This is a genomic window from Geobacillus lituanicus (assembly GCF_050994965.1).
In the GTDB taxonomy this organism is placed as follows: Bacteria; Bacillota; Bacilli; order Bacillales; family Anoxybacillaceae; genus Geobacillus; species Geobacillus stearothermophilus.
The window spans coordinates 2,646,955-2,660,790 of the sequence record NZ_CP194773.1 but is presented as its reverse complement, the minus strand read 5'-3'; the positions used below and the strand labels follow the sequence as shown (position 1 = coordinate 2,660,790).

General features: G+C 53.0%; 17 protein-coding genes. 13 read left to right on the top strand and 4 right to left on the bottom strand.

Features of this window, described 5'->3' with window-relative positions; all coding sequences use genetic code 11:
- From mtnN to ytvI, 8 genes are all read left to right on the top strand, one after another.
- Positions 1–705 (top strand): 5'-methylthioadenosine/S-adenosylhomocysteine nucleosidase, encoded by a 705-nt coding sequence (gene mtnN, locus ACR1UW_RS13655; RefSeq protein WP_033011949.1) that lies wholly within the window; start codon positions 1–3, stop codon positions 703–705.
- A 57-nt stretch (positions 706–762) separates the two neighbouring features.
- Complete coding sequence (locus tag ACR1UW_RS13650) at positions 763–1,686, top strand: PLP-dependent cysteine synthase family protein (protein ID WP_033011950.1); 924 nt, start codon at positions 763–765, stop codon at positions 1,684–1,686.
- Position 1,687: 1 nt separating this feature from the next.
- Entirely contained in the window at positions 1,688–2,821 is a 1,134-nt protein-coding gene (locus tag ACR1UW_RS13645) for a bifunctional cystathionine gamma-lyase/homocysteine desulfhydrase (protein ID WP_033011952.1), read from the top strand.
- Positions 2,822–2,883: 62 nt separating this feature from the next.
- Positions 2,884–3,129: a YrhC family protein gene (locus tag ACR1UW_RS13640; protein ID WP_047818773.1), complete on the top strand. Its 246-nt coding sequence runs from the start codon at positions 2,884–2,886 to the stop codon at positions 3,127–3,129.
- Between the two features lie 321 nt (positions 3,130–3,450).
- Positions 3,451–3,606, top strand: coding sequence for a hypothetical protein (locus ACR1UW_RS13635; RefSeq protein ID WP_160149213.1), 156 nt, complete (start codon positions 3,451–3,453; stop codon positions 3,604–3,606).
- A gap of 217 nt (positions 3,607–3,823) precedes the next feature.
- On the top strand, positions 3,824–4,537 hold the full coding sequence (gene sigK / locus ACR1UW_RS13630) for an RNA polymerase sporulation sigma factor SigK (protein WP_498935315.1): 714 nt from the start codon (positions 3,824–3,826) through the stop codon (positions 4,535–4,537).
- Between the two features lie 207 nt (positions 4,538–4,744).
- Positions 4,745–6,013 (top strand): cation:dicarboxylate symporter family transporter, encoded by a 1,269-nt coding sequence (locus ACR1UW_RS13625; RefSeq protein ID WP_498933722.1) that lies wholly within the window; start codon positions 4,745–4,747, stop codon positions 6,011–6,013.
- Between the two features lie 134 nt (positions 6,014–6,147).
- Positions 6,148–7,173 (top strand): sporulation integral membrane protein YtvI, encoded by a 1,026-nt coding sequence (gene ytvI / locus ACR1UW_RS13620; RefSeq protein ID WP_498933720.1) that lies wholly within the window; start codon positions 6,148–6,150, stop codon positions 7,171–7,173.
- 122 nt (positions 7,174–7,295) lie between these two features.
- Here ytvI and motB read toward each other — a convergent pair whose 3' ends face one another.
- The 3 genes from motB to pssA all read right to left on the bottom strand — a co-directional run bounded on the left by motB (position 7,296) and on the right by pssA (position 9,591).
- Positions 7,296–8,090: a flagellar motor protein MotB gene (gene motB, locus ACR1UW_RS13615; RefSeq protein ID WP_498933718.1), complete on the bottom strand. Its 795-nt coding sequence runs from the start codon at positions 8,088–8,090 to the stop codon at positions 7,296–7,298.
- Positions 8,083–8,880, bottom strand: coding sequence for a flagellar motor stator protein MotA (gene motA, locus ACR1UW_RS13610; RefSeq protein WP_498933716.1), 798 nt, complete (start codon positions 8,878–8,880; stop codon positions 8,083–8,085). The genes motB and motA overlap by 8 nt, the downstream gene beginning before the upstream one ends.
- A gap of 171 nt (positions 8,881–9,051) precedes the next feature.
- Positions 9,052–9,591: a CDP-diacylglycerol--serine O-phosphatidyltransferase gene (gene pssA / locus ACR1UW_RS13605; protein ID WP_049624293.1), complete on the bottom strand. Its 540-nt coding sequence runs from the start codon at positions 9,589–9,591 to the stop codon at positions 9,052–9,054.
- A gap of 122 nt (positions 9,592–9,713) precedes the next feature.
- On the opposite strand from pssA, the gene ACR1UW_RS13600 reads away from it, so the two are divergent.
- The gene (locus ACR1UW_RS13600) at positions 9,714–10,493 is read left to right on the top strand and encodes a phosphatidylserine decarboxylase (RefSeq protein ID WP_498933714.1); all 780 of its coding nucleotides are present in this window, start codon (positions 9,714–9,716) and stop codon (positions 10,491–10,493) included.
- Between the two features lie 47 nt (positions 10,494–10,540).
- Here ACR1UW_RS13600 and ACR1UW_RS13595 read toward each other — a convergent pair whose 3' ends face one another.
- Positions 10,541–10,681 carry a sporulation histidine kinase inhibitor Sda gene (locus ACR1UW_RS13595; RefSeq protein ID WP_498933712.1) on the bottom strand — a complete coding sequence of 47 codons (141 nt, stop codon included), beginning with the start codon at positions 10,679–10,681 and terminating at the stop codon, positions 10,541–10,543.
- Positions 10,682–11,021: 340 nt separating this feature from the next.
- Between ACR1UW_RS13595 and ACR1UW_RS13590 the strand changes: the two genes are divergently transcribed.
- Genes ACR1UW_RS13590 through yhbY form a run of 4 tightly spaced genes read left to right on the top strand, consistent with a single transcriptional unit; the run spans position 11,022 to position 13,796 of the window.
- A complete protein-coding gene (locus ACR1UW_RS13590) occupies positions 11,022–11,537 on the top strand; it encodes a YqeG family HAD IIIA-type phosphatase (protein ID WP_033011962.1) in 516 nt (171 codons plus the stop codon).
- A 2-nt stretch (positions 11,538–11,539) separates the two neighbouring features.
- Complete coding sequence (yqeH, locus tag ACR1UW_RS13585; protein ID WP_498933709.1) at positions 11,540–12,649, top strand: ribosome biogenesis GTPase YqeH; 1,110 nt, start codon at positions 11,540–11,542, stop codon at positions 12,647–12,649.
- A 19-nt stretch (positions 12,650–12,668) separates the two neighbouring features.
- Positions 12,669–13,499, top strand: coding sequence for a shikimate dehydrogenase (gene aroE, locus ACR1UW_RS13580; RefSeq protein ID WP_095859687.1), 831 nt, complete (start codon positions 12,669–12,671; stop codon positions 13,497–13,499).
- Positions 13,500–13,502: 3 nt separating this feature from the next.
- Complete coding sequence (gene yhbY, locus ACR1UW_RS13575; protein WP_033014727.1) at positions 13,503–13,796, top strand: ribosome assembly RNA-binding protein YhbY; 294 nt, start codon at positions 13,503–13,505, stop codon at positions 13,794–13,796.
- Positions 13,797–13,836 lie beyond the last annotated feature (40 nt).

Below are 13,836 nucleotides of genomic sequence, written 5' to 3'. Positions count from 1 at the left end.
ATGAAGGCAGCCATCATTGGAGCAATGGAAGAAGAAGTGGCCATTTTGCGCGCACGCATGGAAGGGCGCGAGGAAACGGTGATCGCCGGATGCGAGTTTTCCACCGGCCGCCTTGACGGTGCCGAGGTGGTGCTGCTCAAGTCCGGCATCGGCAAGGTGAATGCGGCGATGGGAACGACGCTTTTGCTTGACCGATTCCGCCCTGATTTCGTCATCAACACCGGCTCGGCCGGCGGATTTTTGCCGTCGTTGCGCGTCGGCGATCTCGTCATTTCCGATGAGGTCGTCCACCATGACGTTGATGTGACGGCGTTTGGCTACGCCTACGGGCAAGTGCCCGGCTTGCCGGCGCGCTACCGGGCCGATGGGGTGCTTGTTGAGGCGGCGAAGCAGGCAGCAGCGCGGCTTGACGGTTTGCAGGCGGCGGTCGGTTTGATCGCGACTGGCGATTCGTTTATGAACGATCCGGAACGCGTCAAATTTGTGCGCAGCCAGTTTCCGGAGCTGTGCGCCGTCGAAATGGAGGCAGCCGCCATCGCCCAAGTGTGCGTGCAGTTTGGGACGCCGTTTGTGGTGATTCGGGCGCTGTCCGATATTGCCGGTCAAGAGTCGGATGTGTCGTTTGAACAGTTTTTGGAGACGGCGGCGAAACACTCTGCACAACTGGTGTTGGCTGTGTTGTCCGCCATGCAGAAGCGAAAATAAACGCCAAAACGCCGCCGTCCCGCCGCCAAATGAGCGTGAGGAATGGAGTGACCAACGATGCGGGTAGCAAAAAGCATTCATGAATTAATCGGCCATACGCCGGTCATCGAGATTACACGCTTTCCGTTGCCGGAAGGCGTCCGTTTGTTTGCGAAGCTCGAGTATTTCAACCCAGGCGGAAGCATTAAAGACCGGCTCGGGCAAGAGCTGCTCGAGGAGGCGTTCGCGTCGGGAAAACTAAAAGAAGGGGGCACGATCATCGAGCCGACGGCCGGCAACACCGGCATCGGCTTGGCGCTGGCGGCGATCGGCAAGAACGTCAACGTCATTTTTTGCGTACCGGAAAAATTCAGCGTTGAAAAGCAGCAGCTGATGAAGGCGCTTGGGGCGCAAATTGTCCATACGCCGACCGAAGAGGGGATGGAGGGGGCGATTCGCAAAGCCGAAGAGCTCGCCCGCACGATTCCGGGCGCCTATTGCCCCCAGCAGTTCGAAAACCCGGCCAACCCAAGGACGTATTACAAAACGCTCGGGCCGGAGTTGTGGGACGACTTGGGCGGACAAATCGACGTTTTTGTTGCCGGCGCTGGTTCGGGCGGCACGTTCATGGGGACGGCGACGTTTTTAAAAGAAAAAAATCCGGCCATTAAAACGGTCATCGTTGAGCCGGAAGGATCCATTTTAGGCGGAGGCGAGCCGGGGCCGCACCGAACCGAAGGAATCGGCATGGAGTTTTTGCCGCCGTTTATGGATCCGGAGTATTTTGACGCTATTTACACGATTTCCGACGACGACGCTTTCCGCCGCGTCAGCGAGCTGGCAAGGCGGGAAGGGCTGCTTGTCGGCAGCTCGTCCGGCGCCGCGTTTCATGCCGCTTTGCTCGAGGCGGAACAAGCGAAGCCCGGGACGAACATCGTTGTCATTTTCCCCGACGGGAGCGAGCGATATTTAAGCAAAAACATTTACGAAGGTGGGCGATAAGATGAGACGAAAGACGATGCTCATCCATGGCGGCATCGCAGGCGACCCGTACACTGGGGCGGTGTCGGTCCCAATTTATCAAGTGAGCACGTACAAACAAGAGGAAGTCGGCAAACATAAAGGGTTTGAATACTCGCGCACCGGCAATCCGACGCGCGCGGCGCTCGAAAAGCTCATTGCCGACCTTGAAGGCGGCGAAGCCGGGTTTGCGTTCGCTTCCGGCATGGCCGCCATTACGGCTGTCATGATGCTGTTTCAAAACGGCGACCATATCGTGCTGACCGACGACGTCTATGGCGGCACGTACCGCGTCATGACGAACGTGCTGAACCGGTTCGGGCTTGAGGCGACGTTCGTCGACACGAGCGATGTCGCCAACATTGAAGCGCATATTCGCCCAAACACGAAGGCGATTTACGTTGAAACGCCGACGAATCCGCTTTTGAAAATCACTGACTTGCAAGCCGCCGCCGCCATTGCCCGTGCTCGCGGGCTGCTGTTGATCGTCGATAATACGTTTTCCACTCCGTACTTTCAAACACCGCTTGCGCTTGGCGCCGATATCGTCATCCACAGCGCGACGAAATATTTAGGCGGCCATAGCGACGTCGTCGCCGGGTTGGCGGTTGTCCGCACGCCGGAGCTTGCCGAACGGCTCCATTATGTGCAAAATTCAACCGGAGGCGTGCTCGGCCCGCAAGACTCGTGGCTGCTTATGCGCGGGATCAAAACGCTTGGCGTGCGGATGGAAGAGCATGAACGAAACGCGCGCGCCATTGCCGCCTTTTTGGCCGAGCATACGTCCGTTGCCCGCGTCTATTATCCAGGCCTTCCAAATCATCCGAACCATGAGCTGGCCAAACAACAAATGCGTGGATTCGGCGGCATGATTTCGTTTGATGTCGGCAGCTTGGAGCGCGCGGAGAACGTGCTGTCGCGCGTACGCTACTTTACGCTTGCCGAAAGCTTAGGGGCGGTCGAAAGTTTAATTTCGCTGCCGGGGAAAATGACGCACGCCTCGATTCCGAAAGAGCGGCGCGAACAGCTCGGTATTACAGACGGACTCATCCGCCTGTCCGTCGGGCTTGAGGATGTGAACGATTTGCTCGACGATTTGGCGCAGGCGCTTGGCTGAAATTGCCGCTCCTCCCTTCCGTCCATGTATGATACAGTGAAAGGGGAGAGGAGGGATCGGGCTTGAACGAGCAGCAACGAGACGAGCTGCGGGCGAAGGCGGGCGATTTCAAGATGTACAGCCTTGTCTTGTTCTCGCTCGGTGTGTTTTTCTATTTAGGGACGATCATCCCGGGAGCGCTTGAGGCAGCGAAAAAACCGTTCGCCTTGCTGGCGGTTGCCGGGTGTTTGGCGGCGGCGTTGTACTGCTCGCGCCGCGCTGCCCGTTATGTCTGTCAGCTTGAAGAAGAGAACCCGTTTGAACCGTAAACCCGCCTTTTGCCGAAAGGTGGGTTTTTTCTCACGATCACGATTGAGCGGAGAAAGCCGCGGCAGGGGAACAGGGAAGAGGAGCGGTTCGCGCGTGCAGCCGAGGAGGAGCTTGTTGACCGCAAATGCTTTTTCCATCAACGATTGTTGTAAACATGTTCAGCAATGAAGGATGAAAGGGGAGACGATGTATGTCCATTGTACTCGTATGGCTGGTGACGTGGATAAAGCAAAGGGGAAACTCCACTTGACTCAGTCGAAAGTGCGATCGGTGCTCCGCGCGCTGTTGTTGACCGTCGAATTTCATGAATTGTTCAAAATGTGGCGGAAGCGTTCCCCGTCTTCTTTGGTAAAATAAAAATAAACGAGAAGGCCAAGGAGGGAACGGGGATGTTCGCCATCGTCACGGCAGTTGTGATTACGGCGTCGATTGCGCTCGTCGTCGCTGCGGAAGTGAGCGCCGAAGCAGGAGTGTAACAAGGCGGGCGCCTGTCTGGGATGGGAGGGGAACAGCAGGCGAGCTGCAACACAAGAAATGAGTGCGTTTGTTCACTGATACGGGTGGCACGTTTGCCCGCAGCCGGCCTCGTTAAGGGGGTCGGCTGAATTTTTTGTCCAGACACGGACAACAACGCCCCTGCATATACATAACGATAGGCGGTTTCCGCCGATGACAGCAGGCGGGGGTGAGAGCATGTCCGGCATTTTTTCAGCGTTTGCGTTTTTGTTGAAAGAATTGACGTTTCTCGTCTCGTACATTAAAAACAACGCGTTTCCCCAGCCGTTAAGCGCCAAAGAAGAGGAAAAATATTTGGAGTTAATGGCCAAAGGCGACGAGCAAGCCCGCAACCGGCTCATCGAACATAACTTGCGCCTTGTCGCCCATATTGTCAAAAAGTTCGAAAATACGGGAGAAGAAGTGGAAGATTTAATTTCGATCGGGACGATCGGCTTGATCAAGGCGATTGAAAGCTATTCGCCGGGGAAAGGGACGAAGTTGGCCACATATGCGGCCCGATGCATTGAAAACGAAATCTTGATGCATTTGCGTTCACTGAAAAAAACACGCAAGGACGTTTCTCTTCACAATCCGATCGGCCAAGATAAGGAAGGAAATGAAATCAGCCTGCTCGATATTTTGAAATCCGAAGAGCAAGACATTGTCGACGAAATTCAGCTTAACATGGAGATTGAGCAAGTGAAACGATACATCAGCGTGCTAGACGAGCGGGAAAAAGAAGTGATCGTCAAGCGGTTTGGCCTCGGCCGGCAACGGGAGAAAACGCAGCGTGAAATCGCCAAAGAGCTCGGCATCTCAAGAAGCTACGTCTCGCGCATCGAAAAACGGGCATTAATGAAAATGTTTCATGAGTTTTACCGGCAGGAAAAAGAAAAGCGGCGATCATGAAATTCGGGAATGAGGCAGGCGCCTGACCGGCGGCCTGTTTTCTTTTGCCAACGATACAAGTATTTAAATTATTATAAAAAAACAAAATATATTGATAGTTCCTTGCAACAAAGCGGTTTCATTCAAAAGTATTGACAGATTTTATTTTTAATAGCAAAATAATTTTGTCGTTTTTTGTCTAAAATTGTCTAAAGGAGGTGAAACATGATGAGAAAGATCGGGTTAGCATGGCAGATTTTGATCGGTCTTATTCTCGGGATTATCGTCGGAGCCGTTTTCTACGGAAACCCGAACGTGGCAACGTATTTGCAACCGATTGGGGACATTTTTCTCCGTCTCATTAAGATGATCGTGATTCCGATTGTCGTCTCGAGCTTAATTGTCGGCGTCGCCAATGTCGGCGATGTGAAAAAGCTCGGGAAGCTGGGCGGCAAAACAATCCTTTATTTCGAGATTATCACGACGATTGCGATTGTCGTTGGCCTCTTGGCTGCAAACGTGTTTCAACCAGGCGCCGGCGTCAATATGAAATCGCTTGAGAAAACCGATATTCAATCATACATTGATACGACGAATGAAGTGCAGCACCATTCGATGGTCGAGACATTCGTCAACATCGTGCCGAAAAATGTGTTTGAATCCCTCGCGACAGGAAACATGTTGCCGATCATTTTCTTCTCGGTCATGTTCGGATTGGGTGTAGCCGCGATCGGCGAAAAAGGAAAACCGGTGCTTCGCTTTTTCCAAGGAACGGCGGAAGCGATGTTTTACGTGACAAACCAAGTGATGAAGTTTGCGCCGTTCGGCGTCTTTGCCTTGATCGGGGTGACGGTGTCGAAATTTGGCGTCGCTTCACTTCTTCCGCTCAGCAAGCTTGTTGTGCTCGTTTACGCAGTGATGGCCTTTTTCGTGCTCGTTGTGCTCGGCGGCACCGCGAAATTGGTAGGTGTGAATATCTTTCATATTATTAAAATCTTAAAAAATGAGCTCGTGCTTGCCTATAGCACGTCGAGTTCGGAGACGGTGCTCCCGAAAATTATGGAAAAAATGGAGAGGTTCGGTTGCCCGAAGGCTGTCACCTCGTTTGTCGTTCCGACCGGCTATTCGTTCAACTTGGATGGGTCGACGTTGTATCAGGCGCTGGCGGCTGTATTTATCGCCCAACTCTATGGCATTGACATGCCGCTGTCGCAACAAATTTCGCTCGTACTCGTCTTGATGGTGACGTCCAAAGGAATCGCCGGCGTCCCGGGCGTTTCGTTCGTCGTGTTGTTGGCGACGCTCGGCACAGTCGGCATTCCGGTCGAAGGATTGGCGTTTATCGCCGGCATTGACCGCATTTTGGATATGGCGCGCACCGTTGTGAATGTTATCGGCAACTCGCTGGCAGCGGTCGTCATGTCGAAATGGGAAGGGCAATATAACGAAGAACAAGGGAAACAATATATTGCCGAACTGCGCCAGCAAAGCGCCTGACCGGGAAAACAGCGGCTGATCGTTCAGCCGCTGTTTCGCTTTATGCGCAAAAACAGTTGCCGGCCCGCAGTGTGTTCGCTATATTTATAAGTGGAACATCATTTTGACAAATCTTGATTAAATGAGGGACGCATGTGAAACGTTGGATCATCATTGCGCTTTTGTCGGCGATCTGTTTATGGCTGCTGCCGTACAGCGTGCCGCTCCTGCTGGCGCTTGCCACCGCCCTCTTGTTGGAGCCGCCTATCCGCCGCCTGCAAGACCAGTATCGGCTGAAGCGCGCGCACGCCGTAACGGCGATTTTTTCACTCTTTTTGGTAATCCTTGGGTTTTCGCTTTATTTTTTAGTTGTCATTTTGGTTCAGCAAGTGATGGCGCTCTCGCAAAACCTTCCGTACGTGCTGAGCGAGGCGACAAAAGTGTTCAACCGCCTCATCGAAACGTGGCGGTCGTATTCAAGTTCGATCCCCCAGGAAATCATTGATTCGCTCGAGCGCGGCGTGCGCACGGTGCAACAGATGCTGCTGTCGTTTGCGACGAATTTGACGCAGTCGCTCGTTCATTATATCACCGCCATCCCGGCGTTTTTCATTCACTTTTTAGTCTACTTGGTCGCATTGTTTCTCATTTCGCTCGACTTGCCGCGAATGAAACAGTCGATCAGCCGCTATTTGTCAGAGCGCACCCGCCAGCGGCTCGGGATGGTCATCGCCCAGCTGAGCAAGGCGGGGATCGGCTTTATTAAAGCGCAATTTTTGCTCAGCCTGGTGACGTTTTTTCTCGCGCTGGCCGGGTTGCTCGTGCTCGGCATTGATTACGCTGCCTTGATGGCGCTCGTCATCGTCATCGTCGACATTTTGCCGATTTTGGGGACCGGCTCAGTGCTTGTTCCGTGGGGCATCATCAGCATGGCGAACGGCAACAATGCGCTTGGCGTCGGGCTGATTGTGCTGTTTGTCGTCATCACCGTCGTGCGCCGGATCATCGAGCCGAAAGTGTTTTCCACCAATTTGGGCATTTCCCCGCTTGCGGCGCTCGTCAGCGTCTACCTCGGCTTCCAGCTGCTTGGCTTTATCGGGCTGTTTGTCGGGCCGGTCGTTGTCATTTTGATCGAGGCGCTTGCCAAGGCCGGGGTAATTAAGTGGACGATCAAGCTGTGAACAGGTTGCCCGCCGTCGGCCTTTTCCTTTTTTATGAATTGGAACATTGAAACGGAACAGGGCATGAAACGGGTGGAGAGCCCGGAGAAAAGCAAAAGACCGCCGGACAGCAAGGCGGTCTTTTACTGTGCAGGCGCCGGTGAACGGCTTTCGTCGATGCGGGGCAAAATTAAAATCTCGACGCGCCGGTTTTTCATCCGGCCGGCGGCGGTCGTGTTCGTGGCGATCGGCTTGTATTCGCCATATCCTTTGGCGCTGAAATAGCGAGGGTCGAGTTGCTTGTTCTCAAGCAGAACTTTCATGAAATTGACGGCGCGCATAACGCTCAGCTCCCAGTTGGAAGCAAATTTCTCATTATGAATCGGCACATTGTCCGTATGGCCGCTGATCATGATATTGCGCGGCGGGTTCATGACGAGCAAAGCGGAGATCTCCGCCGCAAGACGCCGGTCTTTCATGCGTACTTCAGCGCTGCCGGAGTCGAATAAAATGTCATCCAAAATGGTGATGGCAAGCCCTTCATCCGTCAACGATGTCTGCAATTTCCCTGTCAAGTGTTTTTGATGAATATAGCTGTCAATTTTCGCTTGGATTTGTTTCAGCTCTTCTTTTTCTCCTTCGTTTATAGACGAAGAAGGAGTCTGAGACTGTTGCTGCTGATTTTGCTGCCGCCCTTTTTCGTCTTCCGCAGGCGGTGTGATCGGTTCAATGGGGCTTTGGAAATCAAGCACCCCTGTCCCACCGGCAAAGGCGGTGCTGAAGGCGCGGGCGATTTCTTGAAACTTTTTTTGGTCGATCTGGCTGCTGGCAAACAGAACGATAAATAAAGCGAGAAGCAGCGTAAGCAAATCGGCGTACGGAATCAGCCAAGATTCGTTTATGTGGTCATCGTGTGAGTGCTTTTTTTTCTTAGCCATTGACCGTTTCCCCTTGCGCTTGCGCCAGCGCCTGATGGCGTTCGCTTTCCGGCAAATAGGACGCAAGTTTTTGTTCGATCATGCGCGGGGCTTGTCCTTCCAAAATGGAGAGCACCCCTTCGATCATGATGTAGCGCACTTTTGCTTCTTCTTTTGATTTCCGCCGCAGTTTGTTGGCAAACGGATGCCAAAGCACATAGCCGGTAAAAATCCCAAGCATGGTCGCAACGAACGCAGCGCTGATCGCTTTGCCGAGCTCAGCGATATTTTCCATGTTCCCGAGCGCAGCGATTAAGCCGACGACAGCGCCCAACACCCCAAGCGTCGGCGCATACGTGCCGGCCTGTGTAAAAATGGCGGCGTTCGCCTCGTGCCGCTCTTCCATGGCGGCAATTTCTTCCGTCATCACATCGCGGATGAACTCTTGCGTCTGCCCGTCGATCGCCATGCTGAGCCCGTTGCGCAAAAACGGATCCTCGATGTCATCCAGCTTCGCTTCGAGCGCCAGCAGCCCTTCGCGGCGGGCGACGTTCGCCCAGTCGACAAACAGTGGGATGAGCTGCTCAATTGTTGGAGTGGCCGATTCGGTGAAAATGATTTTCAAGAGTTTCGGCACCTTTTTAATTTCCTTCGTCGGAAAAGCGATCACGACCGCCGCGGCTGTGCCGACGAGAATGATCAAAATGGCGGCTGGATTGATCAACACAGCAGGCGACACGCCTTTAAAGTACATGCCGAGCCCGACGGCGATCACGCCGAGGATGAGGCCGACGACTGATGTTTTATCCAAATTGATCCCCCCGCTTTTTTGTGCAAACGATCCATGCTGCTTTGTTTTATGAAGAAACCATATTTATCATATACTGAATAGAGAAGGTTGAAAAGGGAAAAAGGTGTGACTTTGGACATAAAAAAGCCGCCCAGTCCGTTGGTCATTGGAAAGGGGCAGCTCCGGCGATCGTCATATTTTTTTCAACTTAAACGTGCCGACCATTAAAAACGATAAAATGAGCGCCAAAAACATAAACGATTGTGGCGGGAAGTACGGGATGGCTAAATAACCGAGCGTCATCAGCACCCCGGCGGCGGTGATCGGCAGTCCCGCGAAGTAGCCGTTGTTTTCTGTGATGTTGAAGCGTGCGAGGCGGAAGGCGCCGCAGGCGATATACAAGATGGTGAACACTGCCCCCGGCGCGCCGAATTCGTAAAACAGCGCTTCGTACATTAACAAGGCGGGCGCGACGCCGAAGGAGACGATGTCGCTCATCGAATCGAGCTGCTTGCCAAGTTCGGATTCAATGTTCATCTTGCGTGCCACAGCGCCGTCAAAGCGGTCGACAAATGCCGCCAAAAAAACAAGCAGCACGCTCATATGAAGCTGCCCTTTCAGCGTGGTCAAGACGGAAAAGCCGCCAAGCGACAAGTTCGTCATCGTCAAAATGTTTGCCATGTTTGCTTTCAGCTTTTTTAACGTATAATCTAAATAATCCGATAAGAACAACTCTCCCCACTCCTTTTCCAACAGAAAGCGCCAAAAGAAAATTCTACTACCATTATACTCATTTTGGCGGTAATATGGAAGGTAGTAACGACTGGACGTTTCATAAATTGGAGGGAACGTGCTTGCGAAAATGGCTGTACCGTTTGTTGATTGAGCTGACCAACCACTCGCTTTCTTCGAAGCTGCTCGCTTCGTTCGCCAAGTCGCGCTTTAGCGCCTGGTTGATACCATCGTATGCGAAGATTTACCATATTAATCAAGAAGAAATGGAAAAAAGCTTAAAAAATTATAAAACGCTGCAGCAACTGTTCGTCCGCCGGCTGAAGGCCGGGGTGAGGCCGGTCGATGCTGATGAGCATACGGTCGTCAGCCCGGTTGATGCAGTGATTGAAGAAATGGGCATCATCCGGGAAAACAGTGAAATCATCGTCAAGGGAAAACCGTATTCGATTGCTGAAATGCTCGGCAGCGCCGAGGCGGCGCAGCCGTATGTGAACGGGTTCTTTTTTATTCTGTATTTAAGCCCGAGCCATTATCACCGCATCCACAGCCCAATATCTGGGATGATCGAGAGGCAGTGGACGCTCGGACGCAAATCGTATCCGGTCAACCGTCTCGGCTTGAAATACGGAAAGCGGCCGCTTGAAAAAAATTATCGCCTTATCACGGAGGTAAAGGCAGGCGGCAAGCGGATGGCGATCGTCAAAATCGGCGCCATGTTCGTCAACAGCATTGAATTGACCCATGAGGGTGAACAGCTTGTCAAAGGAGAGGAAATGGCGTATTTTTCGTTCGGTTCAACGGTCGTCTTGCTGTTTGAACGCGGAAGTTTCGCCCCTGACCCACGCATTGCTGCGCCGATGCCGGTGAAAGTCGGCGAACGGCTCGGCTATTGGCGCTAGGCGCCGGGATGAAGGCGGCAAACAAAAAAAGCCCGAAGGCCTCCGTTTCACGACGACAGCTTGATTTTATGGGTCAATGAGCGGCGCTGGATTTCCTTTTCGATCAATTCGATGAATTCCGGGCTTAAGTTGAGTTCTTTCGCCTTGAAGTACGACTTGATCAACAGTTCATCCGATAAATGTTTCATCGGCGAAGCCCTCCTTTTGAATGGAATGAAATGATGGGTTTATACATATAATGGTAAGTTACTTTCAATGTACCACGATTTGCAAAATAGAACAACCGTTCTGTTATCCACAGGGGATGGTGGATAATGTGTGGAAAACTTGTTTATAAAATAGTGTAGGCATGACCATCACTTTGTGAATGTTGTGGATAACAGTTATCCACAAACCGGGAGGGCACGGAATTTGTCGAAAACTTTCTGTTCTGCATGTCTGCAGCCGGGCGGCTGCCAAACTTTGTTTTGAAATGAACGGCCAAATTCGCTATCATGGGAAAAGCAAAGACAAAGGCAGGTGAGCGATATGCTTCATTATTTTTTGCCAAGCCAATTTGTGAAGCGCGTCATTGACATTCAGCCGGACGAGCTGAAGAAAAAAGGGGTAAAAGGAATTATCACCGATCTGGACAATACGCTCGTTGAATGGGACCGGCCCAGCGCCACGCCGGAGCTGGCCGCCTGGTTTGAGGCGGTCAAGCGGGCGGGCATTAAGGTTGTGATCGTATCGAATAATAATAAACGACGCGTGCAGTCGTTTGCCGAACCGCTTGGCATTCCGTTCATTTTCGAGGCGCGCAAACCGCTGACGCGCGCATTTTTGCAGGCACTGGCCATGATGGGGCTGAGCAAAGAGGAAGTCGTCGTCATCGGCGATCAGCTGCTGACCGATGTGCTTGGCGGCAACCGCCTTGGATTGAATACGATTTTAGTCGTCCCGGTCGCCCAGACGGACGGATTATGGACGCGCGTTAACCGGAAAATGGAACGGAAAATTTTAAACGCTATGCGGAAAAAAGGGATGATTTATTGGGAGGAATGATCGTGGAGCCACAACTGCGTTGCATCGGCTGCGGGGCGGCCATTCAGTTCGAAAACCCGAAAAACGCGGGGTATGCGCCAAAAAGCGTGCTCGAAAAAGATGCGGAAGAGGTGATTTGCCAGCGCTGCTTCCGCCTAAAACATTACAACGAGGTGCAAGATGTGCCGCTTGACGACGATGATTTTTTGAGCATGTTGCACCGCATCGGGGAATCGAAGGCGCTTGTCGTCAACATCGTCGATATTTTTGACTTTAACGGGAGCTTTATTCCAGGATTGCCGCGGTTTGCGGCTGACAACCCGATTTTGCTTGTCGGCAACAAAGTTGATTTGCTGCCGAGATCGGTAAAATATCCAAAGCTGTTGCAATGGATGCGCCGCATGGCGGAAGAGCTCGGGCTGCGTCCGGTAGACGTCTGTCTGGTGAGCGCGGCAAAAGGAATCGGCGTGGCAAAGGTGATGGAAGCGATCGACCGTTGCCGCGACGGCGGCGATGTGTATGTCGTCGGCTGCACGAATGTCGGCAAGTCGATGTTCATTAACCGGATCATCCAAGAGGCGACAGGCAAGGGGAATATCATTACCACTTCGTATTTCCCAGGAACGACGCTCGATCTGATCGAAATCCCGCTCGAGGGTGGGGCGAAGCTCTATGATACGCCGGGGATCATCAATCATCACCAAATGGCGCACTTTGTTGATGCGCGCGACTTGAAGATCATTACGCCGAAGCGGGAAATCCATCCGCGCGTTTATCAGCTCAACGAAGGGCAGACGCTCTTTTTCGGCGGCTTGGCCCGCCTCGATTACATCAAAGGCGGGCGCCGCTCGTTCGTCTGCTACATGGCCAATGAGTTGACGGTTCATCGGACAAAGTTGGAAAAAGCTGAATCCCTTTATGCCAATCAGCTTGGCGATTTGCTGTCGCCGCCAAACAAACGCTATGCCGCTGAATTTCCGCCGCTTGTGCCGCGGTCGCTGTCTGTGAAGGAGCAGAAGACGGATATCGTCTTTTCCGGACTTGGTTGGGTGACGTGCAACGACCCGGGAGCCCAACTTGTAGTCCACGCTCCAAAAGGGGTGGATGTATTTATTCGTCAATCGTTGATTTAACGTGATGGGAGGGGAGAATATGGAGAACGTATATGGGCTGCTCGGGTTTCCCGTTGAGCATTCGCTGTCGCCGCTTATGCATAACGACGCGTTTGTCCGCCTCGGAATCCCGGCGCGCTATCACCTATTTTCTGTTCACCCGAAGCAAGTCAGTGAGGCCATCGCCGGCGTGCGGGCGCTCGGCATTGCCGGGGTGAACGTCACCATTCCGCATAAGATGGCGGTTATTCCATTTTTGGATGACATCGACGACCATGCGCGCCGCATCGGGGCGGTAAATACAATCGTCAATGACAACGGCCGGCTCGTCGGCTATAATACGGACGGACCTGGCTACGTCAAGGCGCTCGAGGAGGAAATGGACGTCAGTCTCGACGGCAAGCGGATTTTGCTGATCGGCGCCGGCGGCGGCGCACGCGGCATTTACTTTTCATTGCTGTCGACGGCAGCCAAGCGCATCGATATGACCAACCGGACGGTGGAAAAGGCGGAGCAGCTCGTGCGCGAAGGGGAGGATGGCCGCTCGGCGTATTTTTCACTCGCCGAGGCGGAAACGCGGCTTGACGAATACGATATTATTATCAATACCACTTCTGTCGGCATGCATCCGCGTGTCGAGGCGCAGCCGCTTTCCCTTGAACGGCTGCAGCCGGGGACGATCGTATCGGATATCATTTACAACCCGCTTGAAACGAAGTGGCTGAAGGAAGCGAAAGCACGCGGCGCTCGTGTGCAAAACGGCGTCGGCATGCTCGTGTACCAGGGAGCGCTAGCGTTTGAAAAATGGACCGGCCAATGGCCGGATGTCAACCGGATGAAACAGCTTGTCATCGAAGCGTTAAGGAGGTAACATATGCTGACGGGAAAACAAAAACGGTTTTTGCGGGCGCAAGCTCATCATATCAAGCCGATTTTCCAAGTCGGCAAAGGCGGCGTCACCGAAGAGATGACGAAACAAATTGCCGCAGCGCTGGAGGCGCGCGAACTGTTGAAAGTGAGCGTGTTGCAAAACTGCGAAGAAGACCGCTACACCGTCGCTGAGCAGCTGGCAGCCGGGACGGGGGCCGAACTTGTGCAAGTGATCGGCAATACGATCGTCTTATACAAAGAGTCGAAAGAACACAAACAAATCGTTTTGCCTGACTGACAAGCGGCGCGGCCAAGATGAAACGGCGGGGGGAAGGAAG

Coding starts and splice junctions, on each gene's coding strand:
- mtnN (WP_033011949.1), top strand. CDS start 1: ATGAAGGCAGCCATCATTGGAGCAATGGAAGAAGAAGTGGCCATTTTG.
- ACR1UW_RS13650 (WP_033011950.1), top strand. CDS start 763: ATGCGGGTAGCAAAAAGCATTCATGAATTAATCGGCCATACGCCGGTC.
- ACR1UW_RS13645 (WP_033011952.1), top strand. CDS start 1,688: ATGAGACGAAAGACGATGCTCATCCATGGCGGCATCGCAGGCGACCCG.
- sigK (WP_498935315.1), top strand. CDS start 3,824: ATGTCCGGCATTTTTTCAGCGTTTGCGTTTTTGTTGAAAGAATTGACG.
- ACR1UW_RS13625 (WP_498933722.1), top strand. CDS start 4,745: ATGAGAAAGATCGGGTTAGCATGGCAGATTTTGATCGGTCTTATTCTC.
- motB (WP_498933718.1), bottom strand. CDS start 8,090: ATGGCTAAGAAAAAAAAGCACTCACACGATGACCACATAAACGAATCT.
- ACR1UW_RS13595 (WP_498933712.1), bottom strand. CDS start 10,681: ATGAAACATTTATCGGATGAACTGTTGATCAAGTCGTACTTCAAGGCG.
- ACR1UW_RS13590 (WP_033011962.1), top strand. CDS start 11,022: ATGCTTCATTATTTTTTGCCAAGCCAATTTGTGAAGCGCGTCATTGAC.
- aroE (WP_095859687.1), top strand. CDS start 12,669: ATGGAGAACGTATATGGGCTGCTCGGGTTTCCCGTTGAGCATTCGCTG.
- yhbY (WP_033014727.1), top strand. CDS start 13,503: ATGCTGACGGGAAAACAAAAACGGTTTTTGCGGGCGCAAGCTCATCAT.